The 25316-nt window shown below is 47.3% G+C and carries 28 protein-coding genes, 1 tRNA gene and 1 riboswitch; of the genes, 8 read left to right on the top strand and 21 right to left on the bottom strand.

Annotated features, from left to right (window positions below; translation table 11 throughout):
• Positions 1 to 21: 21 nt before the first annotated feature.
• From ACR32F_RS06990 to ACR32F_RS06930, 13 genes are all read right to left on the bottom strand, one after another.
• Complete coding sequence (locus ACR32F_RS06990; RefSeq protein WP_440117426.1) at positions 22 to 2250, bottom strand: hypothetical protein; 2229 nt, start codon at positions 2248 to 2250, stop codon at positions 22 to 24.
• Positions 2231 to 2908 carry a TadE/TadG family type IV pilus assembly protein gene (locus tag ACR32F_RS06985; RefSeq protein WP_440117424.1) on the bottom strand — a complete coding sequence of 226 codons (678 nt, stop codon included), beginning with the start codon at positions 2906 to 2908 and terminating at the stop codon, positions 2231 to 2233. The genes ACR32F_RS06990 and ACR32F_RS06985 overlap by 20 nt, the downstream gene beginning before the upstream one ends.
• On the bottom strand, positions 2889 to 3080 hold the full coding sequence (locus ACR32F_RS06980; protein WP_440117422.1) for a Flp1 family type IVb pilin: 192 nt from the start codon (positions 3078 to 3080) through the stop codon (positions 2889 to 2891). Before ACR32F_RS06980 ends, ACR32F_RS06985 begins: the two co-directional genes overlap by 20 nt.
• 11 nt (positions 3081 to 3091) lie before the next feature.
• Entirely contained in the window at positions 3092 to 3961 is an 870-nt protein-coding gene (locus ACR32F_RS06975) for a type II secretion system F family protein (RefSeq protein ID WP_440117420.1), read from the bottom strand.
• Positions 3962 to 3973: 12 nt separating this feature from the next.
• Entirely contained in the window at positions 3974 to 4735 is a 762-nt protein-coding gene (locus ACR32F_RS06970; protein ID WP_440119721.1) for a type II secretion system F family protein, read from the bottom strand.
• 53 nt (positions 4736 to 4788) lie between these two features.
• Positions 4789 to 6069: a CpaF family protein gene (locus ACR32F_RS06965; protein WP_440119719.1), complete on the bottom strand. Its 1281-nt coding sequence runs from the start codon at positions 6067 to 6069 to the stop codon at positions 4789 to 4791.
• A 20-nt stretch (positions 6070 to 6089) separates the two neighbouring features.
• Entirely contained in the window at positions 6090 to 7313 is a 1224-nt protein-coding gene (locus tag ACR32F_RS06960; RefSeq protein ID WP_440117418.1) for a nucleotide-binding protein, read from the bottom strand.
• A 203-nt stretch (positions 7314 to 7516) separates the two neighbouring features.
• The gene (locus tag ACR32F_RS06955) at positions 7517 to 7900 is read right to left on the bottom strand and encodes a VOC family protein (protein WP_440117416.1); all 384 of its coding nucleotides are present in this window, start codon (positions 7898 to 7900) and stop codon (positions 7517 to 7519) included.
• Positions 7901 to 8153: 253 nt separating this feature from the next.
• Positions 8154 to 9014: a DUF6612 family protein gene (locus ACR32F_RS06950; RefSeq protein ID WP_440117414.1), complete on the bottom strand. Its 861-nt coding sequence runs from the start codon at positions 9012 to 9014 to the stop codon at positions 8154 to 8156.
• A gap of 100 nt (positions 9015 to 9114) precedes the next feature.
• A complete protein-coding gene (locus ACR32F_RS06945) occupies positions 9115 to 9537 on the bottom strand; it encodes a thiol-disulfide oxidoreductase DCC family protein (protein WP_440117412.1) in 423 nt (140 codons plus the stop codon).
• A gap of 140 nt (positions 9538 to 9677) precedes the next feature.
• A complete protein-coding gene (locus tag ACR32F_RS06940; protein ID WP_440117410.1) occupies positions 9678 to 9956 on the bottom strand; it encodes a hypothetical protein in 279 nt (92 codons plus the stop codon).
• Positions 9957 to 10054: 98 nt separating this feature from the next.
• Positions 10055 to 10300, bottom strand: a complete 246-nt coding sequence (locus tag ACR32F_RS06935; RefSeq protein ID WP_024629326.1) for a zinc ribbon domain-containing protein — start codon at positions 10298 to 10300, stop codon at positions 10055 to 10057.
• Positions 10301 to 10512: 212 nt separating this feature from the next.
• Positions 10513 to 10932: an organic hydroperoxide resistance protein gene (locus tag ACR32F_RS06930; RefSeq protein ID WP_063564421.1), complete on the bottom strand. Its 420-nt coding sequence runs from the start codon at positions 10930 to 10932 to the stop codon at positions 10513 to 10515.
• A 403-nt stretch (positions 10933 to 11335) separates the two neighbouring features.
• On the opposite strand from ACR32F_RS06930, the gene ACR32F_RS06925 reads away from it, so the two are divergent.
• Positions 11336 to 12688 (top strand): Nramp family divalent metal transporter, encoded by a 1353-nt coding sequence (locus ACR32F_RS06925; RefSeq protein WP_440117407.1) that lies wholly within the window; start codon positions 11336 to 11338, stop codon positions 12686 to 12688.
• Between the two features lie 154 nt (positions 12689 to 12842).
• Here ACR32F_RS06925 and ACR32F_RS06920 read toward each other — a convergent pair whose 3' ends face one another.
• Positions 12843 to 13526: an HAD family hydrolase gene (locus ACR32F_RS06920; protein WP_440117405.1), complete on the bottom strand. Its 684-nt coding sequence runs from the start codon at positions 13524 to 13526 to the stop codon at positions 12843 to 12845.
• Between the two features lie 160 nt (positions 13527 to 13686).
• Complete coding sequence (locus ACR32F_RS06915) at positions 13687 to 14085, bottom strand: hypothetical protein (protein WP_228469185.1); 399 nt, start codon at positions 14083 to 14085, stop codon at positions 13687 to 13689.
• 116 nt (positions 14086 to 14201) lie between these two features.
• A riboswitch (cyclic di-AMP (ydaO/yuaA leader) is annotated at positions 14202 to 14378 on the bottom strand.
• A gap of 369 nt (positions 14379 to 14747) precedes the next feature.
• On the opposite strand from ACR32F_RS06915, the gene ACR32F_RS06910 reads away from it, so the two are divergent.
• Positions 14748 to 15224: a glutathione peroxidase gene (locus tag ACR32F_RS06910; protein ID WP_440117402.1), complete on the top strand. Its 477-nt coding sequence runs from the start codon at positions 14748 to 14750 to the stop codon at positions 15222 to 15224.
• 171 nt (positions 15225 to 15395) lie between these two features.
• Here ACR32F_RS06910 and ACR32F_RS06905 read toward each other — a convergent pair.
• Positions 15396 to 15478 (bottom strand) — tRNA-Leu (locus tag ACR32F_RS06905).
• A 362-nt stretch (positions 15479 to 15840) separates the two neighbouring features.
• On the opposite strand from ACR32F_RS06905, the gene ACR32F_RS06900 reads away from it, so the two are divergent.
• The 3 genes from ACR32F_RS06900 (at position 15841) to ACR32F_RS06890 (ending at position 17698) form a co-directional block, all read left to right on the top strand.
• Positions 15841 to 16542, top strand: coding sequence for an urease accessory protein UreF (locus ACR32F_RS06900; protein ID WP_440117400.1), 702 nt, complete (start codon positions 15841 to 15843; stop codon positions 16540 to 16542).
• A 271-nt stretch (positions 16543 to 16813) separates the two neighbouring features.
• On the top strand, positions 16814 to 17017 hold the full coding sequence (locus ACR32F_RS06895; protein WP_440117398.1) for an XRE family transcriptional regulator: 204 nt from the start codon (positions 16814 to 16816) through the stop codon (positions 17015 to 17017).
• 27 nt (positions 17018 to 17044) lie between these two features.
• Positions 17045 to 17698 (top strand): hypothetical protein, encoded by a 654-nt coding sequence (locus ACR32F_RS06890; RefSeq protein ID WP_440117396.1) that lies wholly within the window; start codon positions 17045 to 17047, stop codon positions 17696 to 17698.
• A 25-nt stretch (positions 17699 to 17723) separates the two neighbouring features.
• Here ACR32F_RS06890 and urtE read toward each other — a convergent pair whose 3' ends face one another.
• The 5 genes from urtE to urtA form a co-directional block, all read right to left on the bottom strand.
• On the bottom strand, positions 17724 to 18419 hold the full coding sequence (gene urtE, locus ACR32F_RS06885; RefSeq protein ID WP_440117394.1) for an urea ABC transporter ATP-binding subunit UrtE: 696 nt from the start codon (positions 18417 to 18419) through the stop codon (positions 17724 to 17726).
• Positions 18397 to 19206, bottom strand: a complete 810-nt coding sequence (gene urtD, locus ACR32F_RS06880) for an urea ABC transporter ATP-binding protein UrtD (RefSeq protein WP_440117392.1) — start codon at positions 19204 to 19206, stop codon at positions 18397 to 18399. The genes urtE and urtD overlap by 23 nt, the downstream gene beginning before the upstream one ends.
• The gene (urtC, locus tag ACR32F_RS06875) at positions 19169 to 20260 is read right to left on the bottom strand and encodes an urea ABC transporter permease subunit UrtC (protein ID WP_440117390.1); all 1092 of its coding nucleotides are present in this window, start codon (positions 20258 to 20260) and stop codon (positions 19169 to 19171) included. The genes urtD and urtC overlap by 38 nt, the downstream gene beginning before the upstream one ends.
• A gap of 21 nt (positions 20261 to 20281) precedes the next feature.
• Positions 20282 to 21187, bottom strand: coding sequence for an urea ABC transporter permease subunit UrtB (gene urtB, locus ACR32F_RS06870; RefSeq protein WP_440117388.1), 906 nt, complete (start codon positions 21185 to 21187; stop codon positions 20282 to 20284).
• 183 nt (positions 21188 to 21370) lie between these two features.
• Complete coding sequence (urtA, locus tag ACR32F_RS06865; RefSeq protein WP_440119717.1) at positions 21371 to 22603, bottom strand: urea ABC transporter substrate-binding protein; 1233 nt, start codon at positions 22601 to 22603, stop codon at positions 21371 to 21373.
• A 277-nt stretch (positions 22604 to 22880) separates the two neighbouring features.
• On the opposite strand from urtA, the gene ACR32F_RS06860 reads away from it, so the two are divergent.
• The 3 genes from ACR32F_RS06860 to ureC are packed head-to-tail and all read left to right on the top strand — an operon-like array spanning position 22881 to position 25306.
• On the top strand, positions 22881 to 23183 hold the full coding sequence (locus ACR32F_RS06860) for an urease subunit gamma (protein ID WP_440117386.1): 303 nt from the start codon (positions 22881 to 22883) through the stop codon (positions 23181 to 23183).
• 18 nt (positions 23184 to 23201) lie between these two features.
• Positions 23202 to 23591 carry an urease subunit beta gene (locus ACR32F_RS06855; protein ID WP_440117384.1) on the top strand — a complete coding sequence of 130 codons (390 nt, stop codon included), beginning with the start codon at positions 23202 to 23204 and terminating at the stop codon, positions 23589 to 23591.
• Positions 23588 to 25306: an urease subunit alpha gene (gene ureC, locus ACR32F_RS06850; RefSeq protein ID WP_440117382.1), complete on the top strand. Its 1719-nt coding sequence runs from the start codon at positions 23588 to 23590 to the stop codon at positions 25304 to 25306. The genes ACR32F_RS06855 and ureC overlap by 4 nt, the downstream gene beginning before the upstream one ends.
• The last annotated feature ends 10 nt before the right edge of the window (positions 25307 to 25316 follow it).

Here is a 25316-nt window from a genome sequence, read left to right as displayed (position 1 = left end):
CACCGAAACCGCTCGACTTATTCAATAGGAATAATCAGTCTTCCGATCAATGAAAAATCGTCCTTCTTCTACCTGGTCCGCACTACCCATAACAGCACCTATAGTTCTTGTGACTCCTGGCAAAAACCAAAGCTTGATACTGCTGCGCATATTTCCCGAAGCATATGTCTGTTTCTCATCCGGATTCACGCCGGTATTCAATCGGATCAGAGCCAACATTCTGGACATTTTTCGTTCATTGTTGCTATGCATCAATAGGAACAATCGGAGATGGTCCCTGTACGTAAGTTTGACTTTGATATACTTGGACAACTCGACACTGCCCTCTTTTGCCAATTTCACCATATCGGCTATCGCGTTTGTGATTCCATATAAGATCGCCGCAGATAATACCAGAAGAGGATTACCCAATTTGCTGTTCTCAATTAACCCCTCTGAGGTTCTAATAGCCAAGCGCATACCGAAGATTTCTGCATAGGCAGCGGCTATGTTGCCAGAAGGATTATGGAAACCATATACGATGTACTCCAGTTCCTGGTTCTCCAGTTTGAAGACTTCACTTGCATCTCCGCCACCTTCAGTCCAACTCAGCAATTGTCCAAAATCCATCGAATTAAAATAAGCAAGAGCATACTCATTTTGGAATAATTCATCACCAAGGCTATCCAGCAGACCAGACATTCCGCCAAACAAACTGTCCATTCCGTTCATGGCATCACCACTCGAGTCATACGGATCACCAGCAATTTCTGCTTTTTTGGCTTCCTCACGACTCGCCTCGTTAAAGGCTATATTAGCGTTGTAATACTCCTCCAGTTGCTTGAAAGCTGCCTTTGATCCAGAGCTTCCTTTTTCAATCTGCGATAATATGCGTTTGACATCCTTCAATTTCCCTTTGGACTCTTTGTCATTCGCTTTGCGCTGGGCGTCTGATCCGCGACCACTCTCCAACTGTTGTTTACTCTGAAGAATGACATTGGAAGGACCGTTTCGCACGTAAGTATCCATGTATCGTTCCGTGACCTGACTGGCCTTTCTAACTGCTGGCTTAATCGGAACACCACTCATGCCTGTAACATTGCGAAGCTGCGTGTTCAAATCCATACTGTCGTTTCTGACATTGGTGAAATCTGAAGTCTGTGAACGAACTCGTTCATTCAACTGGTCATACAATGTGTCCGCTCTTACCAGTTCCGAGGCAAGGGAGCGTGTACTTTTGGCCTCACTGCCCGATCCTGAAGCCAGAGGACTCGTTCCAGGCAGCGTTGAGTTACCTACTTTTTCATAGCTCGCATTCTGTGAACGATTCTCCCCCTCAGCGATCACACGCTTCATTTCCTCATTGATCTTGCGTGCTTCTTCGATCTTGGCCTGTGCTTCCTCCAATTTCGTCTGGTGAGCTTGTAAGGCAGGTTGCATGAGCATACTTATGCCTGTTGTCACATTTCCAACGCCTGTCCGATAACGAGCCAACTCCAATATATATTGTTGCTGGGTAAATGGCAGGCCCTCATCCGCTTGTTTTTTGCTCAGATAATCGGTATAACGCGCCGCTACCTCAGCTGCCGTCTCTGGCGTCTCTTCGAGCATCTCATCATAAATGGCAGTTGAAGGCGGGTCCATAATGAGAGCGGGCAGATCCTTCAGCTTTTTCGCTGATTCTGTCTGATTGTCAAGCGCTTCATCTAGCAATTCCTCACGTTTGTCATAAAGCTTTTGTAATTTTTTGAGCAAATCCACAGTATGCGCGGCTTCTTTCATGTCCTCCGACATCGGTTTAAAGCGATTGACCACTTCAAGGGTAAAATCGACCGGTGCCCGATATTTCATATCCTCCTGAATCTGACGATTAAACATATCGTATCTGCCCAGTTCCCGTTCCATACTCAATGAAGTGGTATCCCACTGGATATCCAAAATCGGAAATCCATCTTTGACCGCTGAGGGCTTTACACTATCATTCAGGACCTTGGCCATAATGGCCTCTCCGCTGCTGTCCCCATAGCCGAACAGACCGTACTCCCGCAGTGCTGGGTCGTATGCCGACATTACGGATCTCATCGCAGCATGTGTCATTCTTTCCGCCTGTACCTTGAATGCTGCTATGCGTGCATAATCAATAAATATGGCCACAAACATATAGACCCCAGCCAGAATTAATATAAAAAAGAGGGTTACGGCCCCCGATTCACCGTCTTTTTTTCTAAACAGCTCCGCCCTCCTCCTTCTCTCACTTTTTGCTTTTGCCAAAATGCTGCACAACCTGTCCCGCTTCCGCAGCGCTACTGGCGGCTGCTCCGCCTTTGCCTTTAAACTTGGCGGCATAATAACGGACCAAATCCACCGTTCGAATGAATTCTACCGGTTCAACAACTGCAGACGAACCTTGCGTCAGAACACGGTTACCCGAATCAAATAAAAAAGATGGCAGCGGTAAAGAAATAACCTGTTCCAGCTTGGTCGTTACTTTTCGTTGAATCAGCGAGTTCTGATATTCAATCGTTCCTTTCATTGCTGAGGGCATATGTTGAACCGCTTGCGATAATTTCTTTTCGGAGAGACTTCCTCCTTCACCACCAGGTATAGAGACGATTACCTGCTTGTCCGCTCCCGCCCAACCAAACAGTGTCCCGAGCAAACGATCGTCCGTGAGCCTCCAATACAGATTGTCATATTGCCCAGCTACAACTTCACCGGTCATCGCCTGCTTTTGGCTATTGTCCCAGCTGTAGGCGGCGCGTTCAGAAGCAGCGTACGCATGCTGGTTCAAAAACGTCTTTTGATACATGTACATCGAGAAAAAAAGTAGCAGCACGAGAATAAACAACACAATAGGGAAGACCAGGGAAGCTTCAATGGTGAAGCTCCCTTCTTCCTTCTTCAGCCTGTTAACCCGGGAAAAATTCATTACTTTTGGTGTCCACTTTACCAAGAAGACTCGTAATTAATTTCGTTATTTGATCCTTGAATATCAATGCAATAATGATAATAACGCCGATAATCAGAATCAGCTCCAACGTACCGAGCCCGTCTTCTTCCTTGCAAAAAGCGTTTACCTTGTTTTTCAACACTTCCATCATCCCAATTCCTCCTACATATTCATCATCATAAAAGCAGGTGCCCCGATCATTACCACGATCGTAAAAAAGATCAGTACCATCGGAAACACCAGTTTGGAAGAAGCCTGTTCTCCCTTAGCCCGACTGACAGCCTTGCGTTTCTCCCACAACACATGCGACAGATCCCGCAGCGCCAATACAAAGTCACCTCCCCCACGCCGGAAATTCAGCAGCACCGTTGTTGTAAAAATGGTCACTTCCTGCACCCCACAACGTCGGCTGAACTGTTCAAACGATTGTTGAAACGAATACCCGTTATTCCAATCCCCCACCGTTTTTCTCAGCTCGTTGTATAGTGGGTGATCCCGTTCTCCCTGACTTGCTACACAGTGAACGATAGCGCGTTGCACGGTCTCCCCTGCACCCACCAACAAGACAATTCGGTTCAATAGCTCGGGAAGCTCCATAAGAATATCCTGATCTCTTCGCTGCACCTTGGTATTGAGATCTTTGTACAGCGCAAAAGGTAACGCTATCCCCAATGCGATTCCACCCACCATACCTCCAAGTCCCATATCCCCAACAAGTGACAATAGACATCCTACGAGTAACATCAGCCACGCATAGGTTAACATCTCAGCACTATAGAGCATGGTTTTCTCTCCACTGTGCTGTATGCCATACATTTTCTGAATGGCGTGCTGCATCCTGAACATCAGTACAGGCAATCTGCGGCCCACCTCGAACTTGTCCAGCAAGAACAGAAAAGGGCCATGCAGTTTGTTCAGACGTAATCCTTCCATATCCAGTTTGCGCAAATGCCGGTAAGCCTGCCCACGGGTCCGATCCAGCACCAGCCACCCCGCTCCGAGCATCCCTCCGAATATAACGGGAAGCAGCATCGTGTCAGCTCCTTATACTTTGATATCCATAATGCGTGTAATCCACAGATAACAGCAGGCAAGCAAGGCCAGTGCCCCGCTGGAGATCAGATAACCCACCCCGCTGTATAATGGCTCCATAAAATCCTTGGCCGTAAAGTTGAGAAATATCAGAAAAATAAACGGAGCGGCAAACATCACCTTGGACTCAAACTTTTTTTGTGATACAGAGACCATAATGTCCTGTTGTATGTCCAGCTTCTCTCCAATGACCGCAGAGGTACGCCGCACAACCTCAACCAGATCCCCACCGGTTCGCTTACAAGTGATAAATACGTCGGCAAAATTCGTGATATCCTCGATATCTGCCCGATCCGAGAAATCTTGCAGCGCCTCCTCAATCGGCTGTCCATACTCCATCCGTGTCCGCAGTATCGTGAACTCACGAATCAGGTCGGTATCCGATTCTGGATTCAACATCCGCAAATCTTCCACAGATTCCTTGAACCCATTTTCCACCGATTTACCCGCCGCCAGTGCGGAAGACAATGCATATAACGCCTGTTTAAAATGCAAACTGAGCGTCATCCTTCTACGTTCAAGCAACACCTTGGTCCAGTGTTTGGGTACCCATATACACCCCACAGCCAGAATCACGCCAGCCAACCAGTGATGATAAAACAAAATACCGATGCCGAAAAACAGCAGACCACTGAACAGCATACAGACCATCCGTTGCCTCCGGGATAGCGTATATACGGTATAATCCGTCAACGCCTGTCTTGCTTCGCCCAATATCAATCACCTCACCCTCCAAAGAATTTAATACGGATTGTTATCCGATGACTTCAATTATCGTTGTTATCCGATGTATCTAATTCAATGTTATTTCGTTCTATGTACTCATTCAGCCATTCTCCCAGCCCGGCCATCTGAATTTTGTCCACTTGGCTCAGCGTCCCTACTTGCACTAACCCGCCAATGATCTTACCGTCCCGTTCTTCCCGTTCCTGAAAACGAAACAATGGATTTAGTTGAACTTCCCCGTTCTGCATACCAATCACTTCGCTAATCTCTGTCACCCGTCGTGAACGATCCCGCAGCCTGGAGAGATGCACAAAGATATCAATTGCCGAGCTGATCTGCTGCCTGACCACCGCAATGGGAAGATCCGCACCGCTAAGCACCATCGTTTCCAATCTGCTGATCATGTCCGAGATCGTATTCGCATGCCCCGTGGATAAGCTTCCATCATGTCCAGTGTTCATGGCCTGTAACATATCCAGTGCTTCCGCACCTCGCACCTCACCAATCACAATTCGGTTCGGACGCATCCGTAAGGATGATTTGATCAGATCCCGAATCGATATCTGCCCCTTACCCTCGGTATTGGCATTCCGTGTCTCCAGCGATACCAGGTTCGGTACAGTGACAATCTGCAATTCAGCAGAGTCCTCAATCGTGATAATCCGTTCATCGGCGGGGATAAATTGAGATAGCGCATTGAGAAAAGTTGTTTTTCCCGACCCGGTCCCACCTCCGATAAAAATATTGTATTTGCTCCGCACCAATTGCTGCAGCAGCTCTGCTGCTTCCTCATGCAGCGCCCCCTTGTCAATCAGATCGGACATCTTCATCGGTTCACTCGGAAATTTACGAATCGTCATGGTGGGACCTTTCAATGCAATCGGTGGCAACACGATATTGACCCGTGAACCGTCTTTCAACCGCGCATCTACAATCGGAGAAGACTCATTCACGATCCGGTTCACCCCGGACACAATCATCTGGATTATATCTTCAAGCCGTTCTCTGGACTCAAACTCAAGCGTGATCTGGCTGACTTCACCCTCTTGCTCTACAAAGATCTCCCGGTGGCTATTGATCATAATCTCTGTGATATCGGGATGATCTACCAGCGGCTGCAGGATATCCAACCCCCGAAAGGAGTCAAATAACCGTTGCACCAACGTATGCCGCTCCCCGGAGGTCAGATCATCCAGGTTTGGATCAGAAAGCACCTTGCGTTCAATTCCCTGCCATAGTTCATCGTCCCCGGCAGAGGACGTTAAATCCAGACCAGCCCTGACTTCCCTGCGCATGAACTGGAATTGTTCTTCACGTTCCATCGCCACTTTGGATGAATCAATCATAACGCCCACCTATCATCCTGCTGGATTCGTCCTGTCTGCTTCAACTCTTCTTCCCCGTCCTGTACAAGCATGGCGCAGATTCTCTTCACTTCACGCTGAAAGATCGGTGAACTGAGCATCACTTCCTCCTGACTAAGCTGCTTCCAGGAAGGGATATATGGCAAAACGGCATCCAGATGAAGCTCGGGGCGTGGCAGGGCATTAACAATACTATCCCGATATTTATTGACGACAAAGCAGGCCCGGTTCAACACACTTTCATACAGTTCCGGCCTTGTACGCTCGGTATGCTGCATCCATTGACCCAACCTGTGCATGGCAGAAATATCATCTTCCACCAGCCAGACCAATGTATCCGCCGCATTCAGAACCCCTTCACTCCGTCCATCCCAAGCTGAATCTCCATCAAGGATGATCACATCATACTGCCCACAATCGATCAAATATTGGAGCAGACCGGACGTATCCTCACGAGACATTTGCAGCAATTCCTTGCGATTCGATAACGGCCAGAACACATCCGATTTCAATGCTTCCTGACGAAGTACATATCCGTCAACACCCTTGGACGAAGACTGAACTTGCCCTTGCTTGCTTGATTCCTTCCTACCCACCTTCAAGTCATAAAGCAGACGTGACAGTCCCGTTTCCGCATCCGGAATGCGCTGTGCACTTCGAGACAATCCCTTCTCCAGAAAAGGCAGCGTACTATCCAGCGTCTCCAGATTGAGATAAAGAACAGCATAACCTGCAAGCCCCAACTGCTTCGCCATATGCATCGCCACAGCGGTCTTGCCACTTCCACCCGAAGCGGATACGACACCAATGGAAAGGGTCCCCTGTCCTGGACGATGGGCCTTCTTCCGTCGAGGTTGCTGACAAGCATTTAGAACAGCATCCAACAATGAAGGTAAGGGTTGATACTTCATTAGCTGTTTATCCTCTTGTACCTCATCCATTCCTTCACTAAGCATCAGCCACGGGATACCCGATTCCTCACCACCGTTACTGAGCCAATGGTTTAGAAACTCCTGTTCCGCAATGACCAGATCAGGCAGTTCCTTCCCTTCCTGTTCGTTCATATGATCCCTGAATGGTTCCCATTGTGAAAAGGCGGCGAAACGTATACTGGTCCCGAGCGAATTCCCCTGTACAAAATCAAGCCAAGCACTGATGTACTCTCTGTCTTTTGAAGCGAGCACTGCCTTCAGAACACTCAATTCCTCTTCCCTCCCCTGCAAAAAAAGCACAAAAAAGCACCGTCCAATAACCGCAAAATATGCAGTATATGGACGGTGCTTCCGTCACGTGCTATGAATGTATGGATAATATAGCATACAATTTTTGGGGTAGCAAGGGATTTTTTCAAACGAGGATTTGCCAACAATCCCGAAAACGCCTTTTATGAAAGCACTTGGAGCACTCAAGAATGATAAGGCGCATCAAACTCAATAATATTGCGATCCGGATCAAGCACAAAAATCTGTGAAAACCCGGCAACGCTATCTGGCCTTGCTTCATACTCGATTCCCTGTTGCTCCAGCCAGGCTATGGTTTCTTTATAACTGGTCACCCAAATCGCAAAATGTCCATCCGTTGTATCGATCCCTGCCTCGCGCAGTGTGTGACCCTGCGGATGCTGCAGCAGATGAAGCTGCTGACTGCCAATCGCATACCATATACCTGTAGAACGGAAAGGAGGACGCTCGATCTCCTGCATACGCAGCAAACCGGAATAAAACGCCTTCGCTACTTCCAGATCACGCACAGCCAGACTCACATGATGTATATGAGCATACTTAATCATCTCTTCAACCCCCTTTCAGAAAGAACTTCCAGCTAACAAGTGTACAATGAATCGCTTACCCGACTATACTACAACAGCCTAAACCCTAACCATACTCGAAGCAAAAAAAGAGAAAAGCACCCCTGATTAAAATCCGGTAAGCCTGCCGGCTCACACAAATTTTAGTTCAAGGGTGCCCATGCAACAGTATTTAAAAGTTGCAATGATTCCACGTTAGATTGTGCTCATTATGAAATTTGGCATAGCCACTTCATTATTTTGCGCTGTCCAAGGCTTCTTGTGGAACCTTGATCTCGGCCACTTTGTCATGGTTGGAGAAGGTGCTGGTCATTTTCATGTCCATCGTAATTTTCTGTCCCTCCTGTTCCATATCCATGACCATGTTTACATCCGTACCTGCAGGCAGATAGGTTTCCTTGTTAATCATATATTTCATCTTCATGCTTGTAATGTTCATTTGTTCAAGCATCGCTTGGGTCTGGGCATTCGATCCGTTTTGCTCCATCACGGCTTTGGCCAGTTCCTTCACGTTGTCACCGGATACGTTAGCGTTAATGACATAATTGTCGCCATCTTCTGTAACTTCGGTGTCTTCCTCAATCTTTTTGAACTGATCCAATTCACCTTCTGGATTCATGCTTGCTTTCATCTGCTCCACCAATTCTTTGGTTTGAGCTTCAGGAATTTTAACCCATTGGTCTCCCACTTGTGAATAGATCGTATCTGAAGTGATGTATTGCTTCACATTCTGTGCTTCCTGCCCAGACATTTCCATTTTCATCTCTTGGTAGATCATCATCGGATCTTTGATGATATCCATCTTGAGCGATGTTTTAACCTGTTGATCCTGTGACTGTTCACCAGCCTCCATTTTCAAGTTCTGGTCAATCTTCGCTTCGGTAGTGAAACTTTTCATTTCTTTAGTAGCTGCATTTGTTTTGGTTATCAACTCATCCAGGGTAGGGATCTTTGTCTCCTGCTTCGCAGGTGTAGTGCCCTCGTTAGACGTTTCGTTACCAGCTGGCGGCGTAGCCGTGTTGTCTGTGTCGTTTCCGCATGCTGCCAAGCTTACTGCTAATAATGCCCCGATAATTAATGTAGTCCACTTCTTCAAGTTGTTTTCCTCCCAAAATAGATATGATCTGTAGTCATTACCCAATTATTTCCGTTATTAAACATCCATTTTTTGATACAATATGTTGCACGAGGCTTTTTCACAAAAAACGATCCTTAATCTCAGGTGTAGGAAGCATGCATGCTTCATCCTTGCCAAACCAGCGATAACGGTTGCGTGCCACCATGTTATAGAACGCATTACGAATGAATTTCGGTACAATAATGAATATATATAATAATGGAAAAGGAAACTTTAGTCCTTTGGCCAATCGCAACGCTGCGGTTGAGCGAGTATAATATTTGCCATCTTCAATCAATACGAAGGTATCCATGCGATCTGTTGAAAGATTGCCCTTCTCCAATAACGCCTTGGCTACATCCGATTGCAGCGAAGCAAAATGGTATATCCCTTCCGGGTCACGCTTAATAATCCACTTGGTTAGACCTTGGCAGAAGTGGCAGACTCCGTCCACAAGTACGATCGGGTGTCCCTGATGCACGTCCTTTTGATTTACCGTCATGTGGAGACCTCCTTAGTTGCTATTAGAGTAACTTACCCATTTAGAGCGATCTCGTTCGTTATTTCCCGATTTATTGGTATGGTAAAAGAGAATAGAAAAAGAGCGCAGGCTCTGTGCCTACGCTCGTATCTGCCTGGCAATTACTTTGCAATTGCCTTTTCCATCCACTGGTCATCGATCATTTGTTGATGCAGGTCACTTGCCCACCGATCCATACATTTGCAAATGAAATCTTTGCGACATACGGGACAAGGCGTTTTCTGCAAACGGCTGATATGGGTCATTTTCCATTCTGGAGAATGGGTGTAGAATACACGGCACTGTGTACCGTCTACCAATTTCATTTTAAACTCATACAATTCGTCTTTCTCGTTACCACTGGCTAATTCTACATTTGCAATACGCGGTTTATAAGACATGGATATCACCTGTTAATTCAAATTTGGTTCATGCAATGACACTTCTCAGTACTAAGTCATATTAAAGAAATTTTAGTTCGATGTCAACTCGGGCGCATCTACCCACCAAACAGAATATCCAGAATGGTACCCACCTGCCCCTGTTTTTTCCCCTTCAGCACATCCGGATCGAACACCTCAACATATCCACAAGAAGAACAGGCCACAAAAAGATAATGATTATGCTGAATATCAAACATCTTGCTAAGACCCGCCCCTGACATGGACACTTCCTTGATATTGCAATCCGTGCCTCTGCACTTGGTGCATACAAATCGTCGCTCGATCATCTCTTCAATACTCATTATTGTTCCCCCTTTTATCGAATCTATGACATCAAGCAAGAGTAATTATGTAAAATAGTACGCTGTCTGTTATGCTATCTCCTGCATCGCATCTGTATTACACAAAAATAACAAAACCCTGCCGATTGCCAGCAGGGCCTTGTACTTGAACGTCAGGTATTGAGAATACCCTGTTCTATATGTTCCCCGTTATTCCTTTGGGAGTCGAATCATTACACAACGTTTAATACCACATCAATATTACCACGTGTCGCTTTGGAGTATGGACAGAAATCATGTGCTTTGCGAGCAAGGTCTTCCGCTTGACTATGATCCACACCAGGCATACTAACATCCAGACGTACGGACAGTTGGAAACCATCATCCGCAGGATCTTTACCGATAGATACATTGCTTGTTACGACCACATTTTCCAATTTCACACCCGCTTTGCGCGCTACATTGGCAAGAGCACTTTCATAACATGCGCCATATCCTGCTGCAAAAAGCTGCTCAGGGTTGGTTCCTTCACCACCGGAGCCTCCCAGTTCCTTCGGCATTTTCAGATCATGCTTGAGCACACCATCTGAAGAAGCCACCGAACCTGTACGTCCACCTTTAACTGTCGCTGTTGCTGTATATAAAGCTTCCATTAAGAATCTCTCCTTCACCTTCAAGTTTTTTGCTGCCTACAATTCAATTTAAACTTCTGGCTCATTTTGAAACGTATTTTGATTCTTTATTCAGCTTTTACATCTTTATCGTTTTCATGCATGTGGAATGAATATCGGTAATTTATGCAAGGTTGGGTAATATACGAAGACACGAATCCCTCTTTGAACTAATCTTGTCCTTCTACACAAAAGTTGCACTAGACAAAAATAATTGAGGGAGTACAATGTAAGTATCGACATAAACATTTAGACATGAGCATTTTGCATAAATCCAAATAGCGTGGTTAAAAAATTTCAATTTCACTTTCCAGATTTAATTCAAGGAGCGACACCGTTCCTCTTCCTACAGAATATCAAATCTTCAAAGACAGGTGATTATATAATGAGTAAAAAGAATCCCTTCAGCGCGCCTTCAAATGAACCAGTGGCGGCTACAGGGTTGACCCCTTCTCTGGGAGAAGCCCATAGCTCCATGAAAGTGCCACAGAACGCCGCCTGGTGGAAAAAATTCCTTGCCTTTGTTGGTCCAGGGTACCTCGTTGCCGTTGGTTATATGGACCCAGGGAACTGGGCAACCGACATTGCGGGTGGTTCTCAGTTCGGTTATACCTTATTGTCCGTTATTCTAATCTCGAACCTGATGGCTGTTGTATTACAGTCACTCGCTGGAAAGCTCGGGATCGTTACAGGACGGGATCTGGCTCAAGCCTGCCGCGAACGGTTCAGTATGCCTGTAGTCATCATGTTATGGATTTTGTGTGAGCTTGCGATTGCAGCCACCGACCTTGCCGAGGTGATTGGTTCCGCCATCGCACTGAAGCTGCTATTTAACATCCCCATGTTATACGGCGTCATTATTACCGCAGTCGATGTACTGATCATCCTGTTGTTACAAAATAAAGGCTTCCGCGCACTGGAATCACTAGTCATTGTGCTGATGGCTACCATCGCCCTCTGCTTCGGGATTGACCTATTTCTTGCCAAACCGGATATGGGTGGGGTACTCCATGGTTTTGTACCGAATGTCGAGATTTTACAAAATCCAGCCATGCTCTACATCGCCATAGGGATTATCGGAGCTACGGTTATGCCACATAATCTTTATCTGCATTCTTCCATTGTGCAGACACGTCAGATTGAACAAACACCTAAAGGTAAAAAAGAAGCGATTCTGTATTCCACCATGGATTCAACTATCGCATTAACGCTGGCCCTGTTCATCAATGCAGCCATCCTGATTGTGTCCGCCGCTGTATTTCATAGCGCAGGCATGACCCAGGTTGCTGAGATCACAGATGCTTATCATTTGCTGACACCCCTGCTGGGCACAACCATTGCAAGCATCCTGTTCGGTGTTGCTCTGCTCGCTTCAGGTCAGAACTCAACTCTCACCGGTACGCTATCCGGGCAGATTGTAATGGAAGGCTTCCTGAACATTCGCATTCCGGCATGGCTGCGTCGTCTCGTGACACGTCTAATTGCCATCATTCCGGCAGTTATTGTAACAGCCATTGCTGGAGAACACGGCACAGAGGAACTGCTGATTCTGAGCCAAGTCGTGCTATCACTGCAATTACCTTTTGCCGTCATTCCACTGGTGATGTTTACGAGTGACAAAAAAAGCATGGGTGCATTTGCCAACAAATTGTGGCTCAAAATCATCTCCTGGATCATCGCTGGAGTTATTGTTGTTCTAAATGTATACCTGATTATCCAAACCATCCTCTTGTTCTAATAACATTCTAATAGCAGCAACCCGAGCACAAAGCAAATAACTCAAAAAGGCTGATCGTCTCAAGTCACGTATCTCTTGAGACGATCAGCCTTTTATACTGCTGTGCAGCAACTTTACCATGATAGAATAATTGCTACTATATATTTTCAGTTTCCTAATCCCGATCTATGACCAACAGAGGCAGAAGCTGCTCCAGTGATTCAATCGTCCAGTCTGGACGCTCCTCATCATCACGCTCTGGCTGGAATCTGCCATACCCCTGTAAAATCCGTATCGTGTGCATCCCCAGCTTCTTCGCAGGCATGATGTCATTATCAATCCGGTCGCCGATCATTACCGCTTCCTCGGGTTTACATCCTGCCTGTTTCAGCGCTACAGCATACAGCTCAGGATCAGGCTTGGACACTCCTTCTTCAGCCGAACAGGCGAGCACATCCACATATCTGCGCAACCCGTAGCTCTCCAGCCGATCTTCTGTCCCCGGACTCTGATTGGCAATGATGCCAATCTTATAATGCTCCGACAAGGTCTGGAGAACAACGTCGGCAGACGCAAAGGGACGTTCAAGTTCCTTGCGAAACTTCAATCTTTCCTGAATCCGCTCCCGATGTTCGGCATCACTGATCCATGTGCGAATGGCTACTTTCATCGGCCACTGCTCATAATTTCGGTAACACAAAGCAAACAGCTCTCGTACCGTCTCTATTTTCACCGAATATCCTAACGCACAAGCCTCGCGAACAAACTGCCCGATAATATCATCCACTGGCTCCCATTCATCCACCAGCGTATCCCCTACATCAAAGAACAACCACTTTAACCCATGTACATCCGGCACGCCTATTCCTCCTTGTGAGCCACAGGAAAACGATCTCTTCCATTGCCTGAATCATAAAAAAGAAGACTCACCATCATGCATGAGTCTCCTCAGAATTCCGTTTATTTATAATTACAATTATAACAGGCAGCTGACACCGGATCAATCACAAGCGAGCGCATTAACCATTAAGCAAGAACCCAACCTCACCATTTAAAGAATAAACAATTCGGTCTGCTCCCATACCTCGGTAGATTCCTTTAGGATGGCTTTGCTCTGTAATAACACATAGAGACTTGGAAGTCCATGAGCGACAGATCTGTAAATACCGACAGGTCAGGTTTAGACTGTTCTCAAAAATAAAAACGTTGCCGACGCTGCCCTGCGGCAGAAACCATTTCTGAGCTGCAGCCGTATTCATGCGAATGACATGCTCCACTCCAATTCTCCGAAGCCTCCGTTCTTCCCCTGCACTGTTGGTCAGAACGGCAAACGGCATTTTTTTGTACATCAGCAGCTTGATAAATTTACGGCCTGCCTCATTTGGAGCAGTCACTAAGATCATCTCTTTATCCATCATTCGTTCCTCCCTTAGCGTGAAAAGACAACAAAAAAGAAGCGTGGGGGACCAAGGCCTCCCGGACGCTTCTTAAATAATTCATAGCGAAAAACGCCATGAACCAGCGTACGGCTTGTTGCCTCTCCCTTTAACGCTTACGAGGTTAGCTGACGGATTCGGGCGCGAGAGTCGCCCTATTTCCGGCTGTCACCGGAAAATTCACCCCATGGATGCCTACTGTCGTGAACAGCGCATCCTGTTGGTTCCCCCGTTTCCCACCCATGAAATGAATGGAAACTCAGCGATTAAAACATCGTTCCTTATTATGATTAATCAGAGCGATATTATCGTTTGTTTCGTTTTTCATGTAAAAAATTTAATTTAAATTGAAATTACGATATGAATCATACACCCGCGCCCAATCGGTGTAAAGTCTTCACAGATCACCGAATCGGCGGATTTTCACCATTCCATGCCAATAATAACGCTTACATCGTATTTATACTACATGCAAGTCTTCAAATCTCTCTAATTCTCTTTTTTTCAAAAATCATGAGGAATATCATTCACAGTTTATACAATACATGCCCTAAATGAGCATAAAAGACGATATTAATTTTGCATTATTTAATTGCAATCAATATAATAGGTAATAGAAGAACACATAATAGGAGGCGATTCTCATGTCAGTCTATGAATACAAAGTAAACACCCTTCGCGGTCAGGAAGTTGAAATGTCTGAATATCGTGACAAAGTACTGCTTATCGTGAATACAGCAAGCCAATGCGGCCTCACACCCCAATTCAAAGGTCTGCAAGAGCTGCAAGACAAGTTTAAGGACTCCCCTTTTGAAGTTCTCGGTTTTCCAAGCAATCAGTTTGCACAGGAAAAAGGCTCTTCCGACGATATTGCTGAGTTCTGCCAGATGAACTATGGTGTTAGCTTCCCGATGTTTGAGAAAATCGATGTGAATGGTTCGAGCGCGCACCCTCTCTTCCAGCATCTCAGCAAAGAGGCTCCTGGTGTGCTCGGCTCCAAAGCAATTAAGTGGAATTTCACCAAATTCCTTGTCGATCAGAACGGACGTGTTCTGAAACGTTATGCACCCAAAACAACACCTGACAAGATTGAGGCGGACATTAAGGATTTGCTTAAATAAGCCATTGGCATAAATGCAATAAATAACATAATAAGGTCATCCGAACCCGTGGAGAACAACAATTCAACCTGGGCAAACGGATGACCTTTTTCGTTTGCGGATCTGCCTATCCGTACAATAAAAAAAAGAAGCCACCCAATATGGGAAGCTTCTTCTTATCATTCATTATGATGCGGGCGAGAGGACTCGAACCTCCACGGGCATACGCCCACTACCCCCTCAAGGTAGCGTGTCTGCCATTCCACCACGACCGCATGTCGTAAATAATCGGCAACAGAATTGATTATACCCGGTTCATATTTAAAAGTAAAGTATTTTTTCAAATGTCATTTTAACGTTCGTTTTTTCTTCATAAAACGGATATTCTCGTCATTTTATCCTATCAAATGCATATCATTACATTGGATCTCATTTCACCTTTAAAAACTACTCATCAAGTCATATATAATAACACAAAAACTATTTTACTTTAAATACCAGAGAACTATTGACAAAAATCAGATATTTGTGTGATTATATATAACATATAATTCGGATTTACACACATAAAACAAACTAAACAGGAGTACAAATGTTATTTAACATAACATTTAACGAATGTAGGAGGCGAAAGATTGTGAACCGTGGGAATAAGCTGCTCGATTATGTCAAACTGCTTGATTCCTCTATCCAGGTCGGAGGGTTTACTCATTCCTTCGGTATGGATGCCCATATCGCTGAAGGTACCATTCGTAATGCTGAAGATCTGGAATCGTTCATGCGTTGTCAGTTGCACCCCAGTATCGTTCGTCTTGAAGGTATGGCGATTAAAGGTATTTACACAGCTACAGATCATAATGATACATGGCGTACAGCCCTGATCGACAAGCTTGTTCACGTCCAGCGAACTCCTGTGGATCTCAGAGAACATGCCTCCACTATGGGTAAACGACTGATCAAGCTCGCCCGCGCACTCCATCCCTGGATTGATTTTAGCCAACTCGAACAGATCCTGGCCAAGTATGAATCCGTCGGCTGCCTCTCCACTGTTCATGCCTGGATTAACCACCACCTCGATATCCCTGTCGAGGATGCGGTCCTTGGTTATCTGCACTCAGCCATGAGTGCCTGCATAGCCGAAGCCTCCAAAGTCATTCCTCTTAACACAGATACAACTCAGGAACTGTTGGTTCGCCTGGCCGCAGACCTGGAGCATGAATGGCATACCGTCAGCGCCTCTGCTGCGGATGGGCTGGCACAGCCAGCCTCAGTGTCCATAAAATCGTTGTTCCCCAGCTTCCATATGCTCGGAGCCGGTCTTCACGCCTATAAGGCGTGACCCCCTCTCCTCCACACTACCTGCCTCCCCATACAGTAGGATATAAAAAACACGCCGCAAACTCCTTGCTGGTGTGTTTTTTTATGTCATTTTCTCTGTCTATTTAACGCATTTACGCCATTTTAAAACCAAAAATACACTTTTTTCCGTCTTTTTTAATTGTTAGATAACGTAATTACGTATATAATTGAATTTACAGCTCGCATCTCTATATATTTTACACAAAGAAAGGCCAGCTGAATACTACATTCCAACTGAGGGGTGAACCCTTTTGAACAAAAAGAAACCTGTCACTTCGTTCGGATGGGCCATTAAACGACGGCTTACCGAACTCCAGGTCGACCAGAAAACATTTTGTGAACAGCACGGCATTCCGCCTTACCGTCTATCTAATCTTATTCACGGCACACGCAAAGCAACCCGGTTCAGGAACCTGGTCGCAGACATTCTGGATATTCCAGATGATTTAAGATAAGATTTCTGCCAAGGAGGACCTCATCCCATGAGCTACTTAACCCCCGATTTGGAGAGACTGTCGTTCCATTCCATGCATCACCAGCTTATCATCGTTGATCACAACTGGACGATCCGCAGCTGCAACACAGCATGGCAAGAAGGACTCGGGCAACAGCTTCCCAACCGGAATGAAACGGGTAACTACAGATCTACGTCTGAACCATCTCAGTATCTTCATCTTATCGAGACATGCACATCACGCGAGGAGAAAGCAAAGAACACGAAAATGCTTCAAGAGCTGAAAAATATCAGCATGCCTTTTTCCGACAGTTATACATACGACATTTTCATCCAAACTGTCCATAGGGAGCCACGGTGGTTTCGCGCAGAACTCACCCCGTTACCCCAAGCTGATCCACACCTGCGCACCGATCTTGCCCTGATTGCACACACCGATATTACCGAACAGAAAGAAACCGAACATCAATTGAAGAAGGCTCTGTCTGAAGTGCGCACCCTACGCGGGCTACTTCCCATTTGCGCAGTCTGTAAACAGATCAAGGATGAGCAAGACAGCTGGAACTCTGTAGAGAGTTATCTGGAGAAACATACCCATGCTGAATTCACACATGATATCTGCCCAGAGTGTATCCGGCGGCTATATCCGAAGTATTCCAATATTCTGGATAAGCGCTTCTGAATCTGCCCAAGTCCATCCACTTCAACTATACAGACAGATGATGCTCAAACTGCGACATATCCAGTTCTCCTGGCGCTCCATGCAGAGCGATTACACCTTTGTCCATAACATAGATATAGTCTGCGGCACCACGGACAAAATCAATGCTCTGCTCCACCAATAATACCGAAATATCGCCCTTCGCCTTAATTTGCAGAATGACTTGCCGGATATCCTCCACAATGGAAGGCTGAATGCCTTCCGTTGGCTCATCCAGGAGTAACAATCCGGGCCGGGAAGCCAACGCCCGAGCGAACGCCAACTGCTGCTGCTGTCCACCACTGAGATCCCCGCCTTGCCGTCCATACATCGTGGCAAGCACCGGGAACATGCCCAGTACGTCTTCCGGGAACATCTTCACACCTGGAGCACTTGTCTCCAGGCCCAGCAACAGATTTTCTTTAACCGTAAGCTGAGGGAATATTTCCCGACCTTGCGGCACATATCCGATCCCCGCCCTGGCCCGCTTGGCCGGGTCATAGGCGGATAGTTCCTGCCCCCTCCATTGGATGTTGCCCTTCCTCGTCTGGAGCAGACCCATTAATGTCTTCATCAGGGTTGTTTTACCCACACCGTTACGCCCCATCAGACATACCACCTGACCCGGCTGGATGTCCAGATTCACTCCGCGCAGCACATTGCTTTCCCCATAGCCGGATTCAATTCGTTGCAGCGACAGCATGGTCATCTCTCCTTTTGCCCAGATACACTTCAGCCACCCTTGGGTCTTCCTGCACTTCAGCCATCGAACCTTCCTTCAGCAACTTCCCTTCATGCATCACAGTCACTTTAGCCGCAAACTCTCGAACAAACTCCATATCATGCTCCACCACCACAACCGAGCGTTCACTCGCAATCTCCTGCAGAAGCCGGCCTGTCTTATGTGTTTCCTCATCCGTCATACCAGCCGCCGGTTCGTCCAGCAACAACACACGCGGCTCCTGTAGAAGCAACATGCCGATCTCAAGCCACTGCTTCTCCCCATGCGATAACGCTCCCGCTCGCGCATCTATACGGTCCTGCAGACCAATCTGGAGCGTTATTCGCTCCATTGCCGCGCTCATTTTCCCATATCGGCGAATCCCAAGAGCCTGAAATGGAGAACGATGAGTCTCCGCGGCCAGCATCAGATTCTCCTGCACCGTCAGACCACCGAAGATCGATGGAGCCTGAAATTTACGCCCCACACCTTTGCGGACAATCTGGTGCTCCCTCAGTCGCGTCAAGTCCGTGCCATCTGCCATCTTCACCGAGCCGGACAATGGTTTTGTTTTGCCGCAAATCACATCCAGCATCGTCGTTTTCCCCGCACCATTGGGACCAATCAGAAAATGCAGGTCATGTTCATGCAGCTCCAGATTCATACCTTTGACAGCAACAAACCCACCGAAGGCCACAGTCACATCCTCAGCTACCAACACAGCTGTAGGCTCAATAGACTTTAGGTTTTTCCGGACTGACTGGAACATGTATACCCTCTCCTCTCCGTTTCAGCAAGCGAACGACATGACGATACACACCAACCAGCCCGTTCGGCATGAACAAGACCACCGTTACAAACAGTCCTCCCATCACAAATAACCAACCTTCTGGATATGCCTCGCTTATGCCCGTTTTGGCTGCATTCAGCACCACTGCCCCGATGACCGCTCCGATAAGTGTTCCGCGTCCACCCAGAGCAACCCATAACACCATTTCAATGGAGGGCACAATTCCCATCATGGATGGCGAGATAATACCAACCTGAAGAACAAACAACATGCCTGCGATGCCTGCAAGCGCACCGGAAAAAGCAAAAGCCAGCGTTTTATATCCTGCCGGATCATATCCGAGAAAGCGAACCCGATTTTCCCCGTCACGCGAAGCTTCAAGCACCTGACCGAACCGGCTGTTTACCATTCGACGACAGAGAACATAAGCGATTACCAGAACAGCAAGGGTTATATAGTAGAGAGCAATCGTTGTCCCGGCAGAATGAAGAGTAAAACCAAAGATCGAATTATACCCGGTAATGCCGTTCGTGCCTCCAGTCCATTCCTGTTTACCAACAAATAACGTCACCGTAATGAGAACCAATGCTTGGGTTAGGATGGTAAAATAAACGCCGGTAATCCGGTTACGGAACGTGAACCACCCCAGAGCAAAGGCCAGCAATGCCGGCAAGGCGATGCCCAGAAACAGCGCCATAGGGAAAGAGCGGAAGGGTTCCCAGAACCACGGCAGACCACTCAGACCACTCCACCCCATGAAGTCAGGAAGGGTTGCCCCACTGGCCTGGAGCTTCAGATACATCGCCATCGCGTAACCACCCAGTCCAAAGAACACGCCATGTCCCAGACTCAGTACGCCTCCATACCCCCAGATTAGATCGAGACCAATCGCCAGGATAGCGAGCGCCAGAAATTTGGCTAACAGACTAAGCCGAAATTCTGTAGAAATGAGTGGAGCAAGACACATCATGATCAGTACAACCGCCCAGATGATTCTCATTTTCAGACTGCCTGTCTTCAGAAGTGCCGACATGAGCTAACCCCCTTCTTCGTGTTAATCAAGACTCCGCGTCCGCATGGCAACCAGCCCGCGCGGCTTCCATTGCAGAAAAGCTACGATACAGACAAATACCAGCACCTTGCCGATCGAGGCAGAGGTATATGTTTCGAATAATGTATTGAACATGCCAATACCGAGTGCACCACACACCGTTCCCACCAGTTTACCCACACCACCCAGCACAACCACCATGAACGCATCCACGATATAATACGTACCCAGCGAGGGGCCAATCGGGCCAATGAGCGTCAACGCATATCCCGCAATTCCGGCGATTCCCGAACCAATGGCAAAGGTCATGCCATCCACTCGTCTGGTGGAAATCCCAAGACAGCCTGCCATACTCCGATTCTGCATTACGGCTCTCATGCGTCTGCCCGAAGACGTTCGATAGATATACAGATACATGCACAACAGCACAACCGCGACCAATGCAATAATGAAAATCCGTTTATACGGAAAAATAATCCCTTCTGAGATGACCAGACCCCCATTAAGCCAGGCTGGACTGGACACCCCCACATTCGGCGCTCCGAATATCGTACGGGCCAATTGTTGCAGCATCATACCCACGCCCCATGTAGCCAATAGGCTATCGAGAGGCCTTCCATATAGATGCCTTATCAGCACTACTTCGAGCAACCATCCTATAAGAGCGGCTACACCGAACGCTACAGGCAGAGCTACAATAAAGTAAATTTCGAACCATGCTGGCGGAGCATATGAAATGAACAGATTTTGCGTCACATACGTGGCATAGGCACCAATCATGATCAGTTCACCATGAGCCATGTTAATGACATTCATCAGTCCAAATGTAACCGCCAGCCCCAATGCAATCAGCAGGAGGATTGAACTGATGCTCAAACCATTGAACATTTGCAGGACAAACATATCCATCGTTATTTCCCTCCTTCATACGGGACTCTCGATATGGCATATGACATCAATTAGCGTGATTCCCACACTTCTCATCACAGTAACGCTTTACCGCAATAATGTTGGAGGATGTGTTGTCACACCCTCGTCTATGATTCGGCTGCTTTGAAGCGAGTTACCTGTGTTATTTGCGAGGTTCCTATGTTATTTGGTACTGAGAGAAGCTCCCCATTCATACGTTTTCAGATACGGGTCCGGCTTGACAGGCTCACCAGAGTTCCACAATTCCTTGAACTGTCCATCTGCCTGCACTTCTCCAATACGTACCGTTTTGTAAATATGCTGGTTTTCTCCATCCACCGTCACTTTTCCTTCGGGGGCGTCAAACTCCAGGCCTTTGGCAGCCGCTTTCACTTTTTCCACATCCGTAGATCCAGCTTTTTCGACCGCCGCTTTCCATAGATAGACTGCCACATATCCCGCTTCAATCGGATCGGCCGTCACCCGGTCAGCACCGTATTTTTCTTTATACTTTTCAACAAATGTTTTATTTTCAGGTGTGTCTGTTGTCTGATAATAGTTCCACGAAGCCAGATGCCCTTTCAGTACATCCGCACCAATTCCCCGGATTTCCTCCTCTGCCACACTTACCGACAGGGTTGTCATCTGATCCGAAGTAATTCCGGCATCCTTCAATTGTTTGAAAAAGGCGACATTACTGTCTCCGTTGAGTGTGTTGTATACGATATCCGGCTTGGCAGCCTTGATTTTGCTAATAATTGTACTGTAATCCGTGTGCCCTAGCGGTGTATATTCCTCACCCACCACTTCACCGCCTTCAGCTGCGAGCTGAGCCTTGATGACCTGATTGGCCGTTTTTGGGAAAACATAGTCTGAACCAAGGAGATAAAACTTCTTGCCCCTGTTCTCCAGCAACCAGGTTACGGATGGAACGATCTGCTGATTGGTTGTTGCTCCTGTATAAAAAATGTTAGGTGATGATTCCAGTCCTTCATACTGCACCGGATAAAATAAAAGGCCCTTGTTCTGTTCAAACACCGGAAGCATGGCCTTGCGACTCGCAGAGGTCCAACCGCCGAATACAGCCGCCACCTTATCCTGTTGCAGCAATTTTCCAGCCTTCTCCGCAAAAGTCGGCCAATCTGAAGCGCCATCCTCAACAACAGGCTCGATCTGTTTGCCCAATACACCACCTGCTGCGTTGATCTCTTCAATAGCGAGCATCTCGGCATCCTTAACCGACACCTCACTGATCGCCATCGTTCCACTTAGGGAGTGAAGAATACCTACTTTGATTGTTTCTCCAGATGCAGGAGCCTCTCCCGTTTCACCAGAACTCGATGTTTCAGGTGGTGTCCCACCCTCTACACAACCCGTCAATGCAATGACTGCACCGAGCAAAATACTCCATAACATGACCGACCTCTTCTTCAATAGCCTACACTCCCTTTTTTTAGTCTATTGACGAACATTAAGGTCATAACTATCCGAAATGTTCGTTGATCCAAATTATGGAGGGTTGCATTCCTCATGTCAATATAGCTCACATAATTTTATTTTATGCCTACTCATTTCATGCATATTGCTAATAATATTTGAAGGTTATTGACACAAGGCTCACCCTGTGTGATTATATTTGACATACAATATAATCCAAAAGATATAGACTACATAAGGGAAAGGTCGGATTACTTTGCACTGGACTGAGCAGGAAAAAGAAAAGCTCCTGATTACCGTAGCCGCTAATCTCGCCCGTGAACGCAGAGGACGGGGACTCAAGCTAAATGTCCCGGAAGCCATCGCTTGGTTAACCTCTGAACTCATGGAACGCGCACGCGATGGAATGAGTGTAGCGGAGTTGATGAGATACGGGGGCACCATCCTGACACGTGAAGACTGTATGAGCGGTGTCGCCGATATGATCCCAGAAGTTCAAGTGGAAGCAACCTTCCCTGATGGAACAAAGCTGGTTACCGTACATGAACCTATACGCTGAGAAAGGCAGGAGAACGCCATGATTCCTGGTGAATATCGCTTAAAGCAGGACGACGATATTGTATGTCATCCTGATCGCCTAACGTTGCGCCTGATCGTACTGAACCGTGGCGACCGTCCCGTTCAGGTCGGTTCTCACGTTCACTTCTATGAGGTCAACGCTGCGCTGGATTTCGATCGTCCGTCGGCCTTCGGGCACCGGCTGCATATTCCAGCAGGCACCGCAGTACGCTTCGAACCCGGGGAAGAAAAGCCGGTCGAGCTCACTACCTTTGGAGGCAAACGCCAGATCCATGGATTTAACGGATTAACTGAGGGATCTGCGGATCAACCACCCGATCCGCAGAAATTGGCAGCATTCCTGAAGACATTTGCGCCTCACGCGCAGGATGGTGGTGAGCCTTCATGAAACGAATGAGTCGCGAACAATACGCGTCGATGTTTGGACCCACGACCGGGGATGCCGTGAGATTGGCGGATACGGAACTATGGGCAGAGATTGAACACGATTATGCCGTTTATGGAGATGAAAGCAAATTCGGCGGCGGCAAGGTCATTCGTGACGGGATGGGGCAGTCCACATCTGCCCTTCGCAGCGAAGGCACGCCTGACACCGTCATCACCAATGCTATCATCATTGATCATTGGGGCATTGTAAAAGCAGATATCGGCATACGCGATGGCCTCATCTGCGCAATCGGCAAATCTGGCAACCCGGATACGATGGATGGCGTTGATCCCGCGCTGGTTATCGGCGCTTCCACCGAAATCATTGCCGGCGAAGGCATGATCACAACTGCTGGCGGCATCGATTCCCATATTCATTTTATCTGTCCACAACAGATTCAAACGGCAATATCTTCAGGAGTGACCACCATGATTGGCGGCGGCACAGGACCTGCAACAGGCACAAAAGCCACCACCTGTACACCAGGAGCTTGGCACATCCACCGCATGCTGGAGTCCGCAGAAGCATTTCCCATGAATATCGGTTTTTTAGGCAAAGGCAACAGTTCCAGTACCGCACCGTTAATTGAACAGATTGAAGCCGGTGTGATCGGACTGAAGCTGCATGAGGATTGGGGCACTACCCCAAGCGCGATCGATGCCTGTCTGACCGCCGCCGGAGAACATGATATTCAGGTGGCTATTCACACCGATACGCTAAACGAGACTGGATTTCTGGAAAATACACTGGCAGCTATCAACGGTCGTACCATTCATACCTATCATACGGAAGGTGCTGGCGGTGGACATGCGCCGGACATTATCCGTGCCGCAGGGGAGTCCTACGTCATCCCCTCTTCAACCAACCCCACACGTCCTTACACACGCAACACGGTGGAAGAGCATCTGGATATGTTGATGGTTTGTCATCATTTGGACCCATCCATCCCTGAAGATGTCGCCTTTGCCGATTCACGGATTCGTCCCGAGACCATAGCAGCCGAAGATATTTTGCATGATCTCGGTGTATTCAGCATCATCAGTTCCGACTCCCAGGCGATGGGTCGGGTTGGCGAGGTCGTTATTCGTACCTGGCAAACAGCTGACAAAATGAAAAAACAACGGGGCAAACTTGAATTAACATCTGGTTCCCCATCCGATAATGATCGAATCAAAAGGTATGTCGCCAAATACACAATTAACCCGGCTATCGCTCACGGGATCGGTCACCTTGTCGGTTCAGTAGAAGTTGGAAAGCTCGCAGATTTGATTGTCTGGAATCCAGCCTATTTTGGCGTCAAACCCGAGATGGTTATCAAGGGCGGCATAATAACTTTTGCCCAGATGGGTGATCCCAACGCTTCCATCCCGACACCGCAGCCTGTGTTTGGCAGACCCATGTTCGGCGCCTATGGCGGCGCGATTGCCAAAGGATCGATCACCTTTGTCTCCCAAGCCGCAGCGGATGCGGGAATCAAAGAAACATTGGGGCTGAACAAACAGGTTGAACCCGTTAAAGGCTGCCGCTCGGTAAGCAAAAAAGACATGATTCATAACGACGTGACCCCCATCATTGAAGTCGATCCCGAAACCTACGAAGTACGCGCTGATGGCGAGCTTCTCACCTGTGAGCCTGCGGACGAATTGCCGATGGCACAACGCTATTTCATGTTTTGACAAAGGGGGA

The sequence above is a fragment of the Paenibacillus hebaui genome, assembly GCF_051934385.1.
Classification (GTDB): domain Bacteria; phylum Bacillota; class Bacilli; order Paenibacillales; family Paenibacillaceae; genus Paenibacillus.
This window is presented reverse-complemented; position numbering and strand designations above follow the sequence as displayed.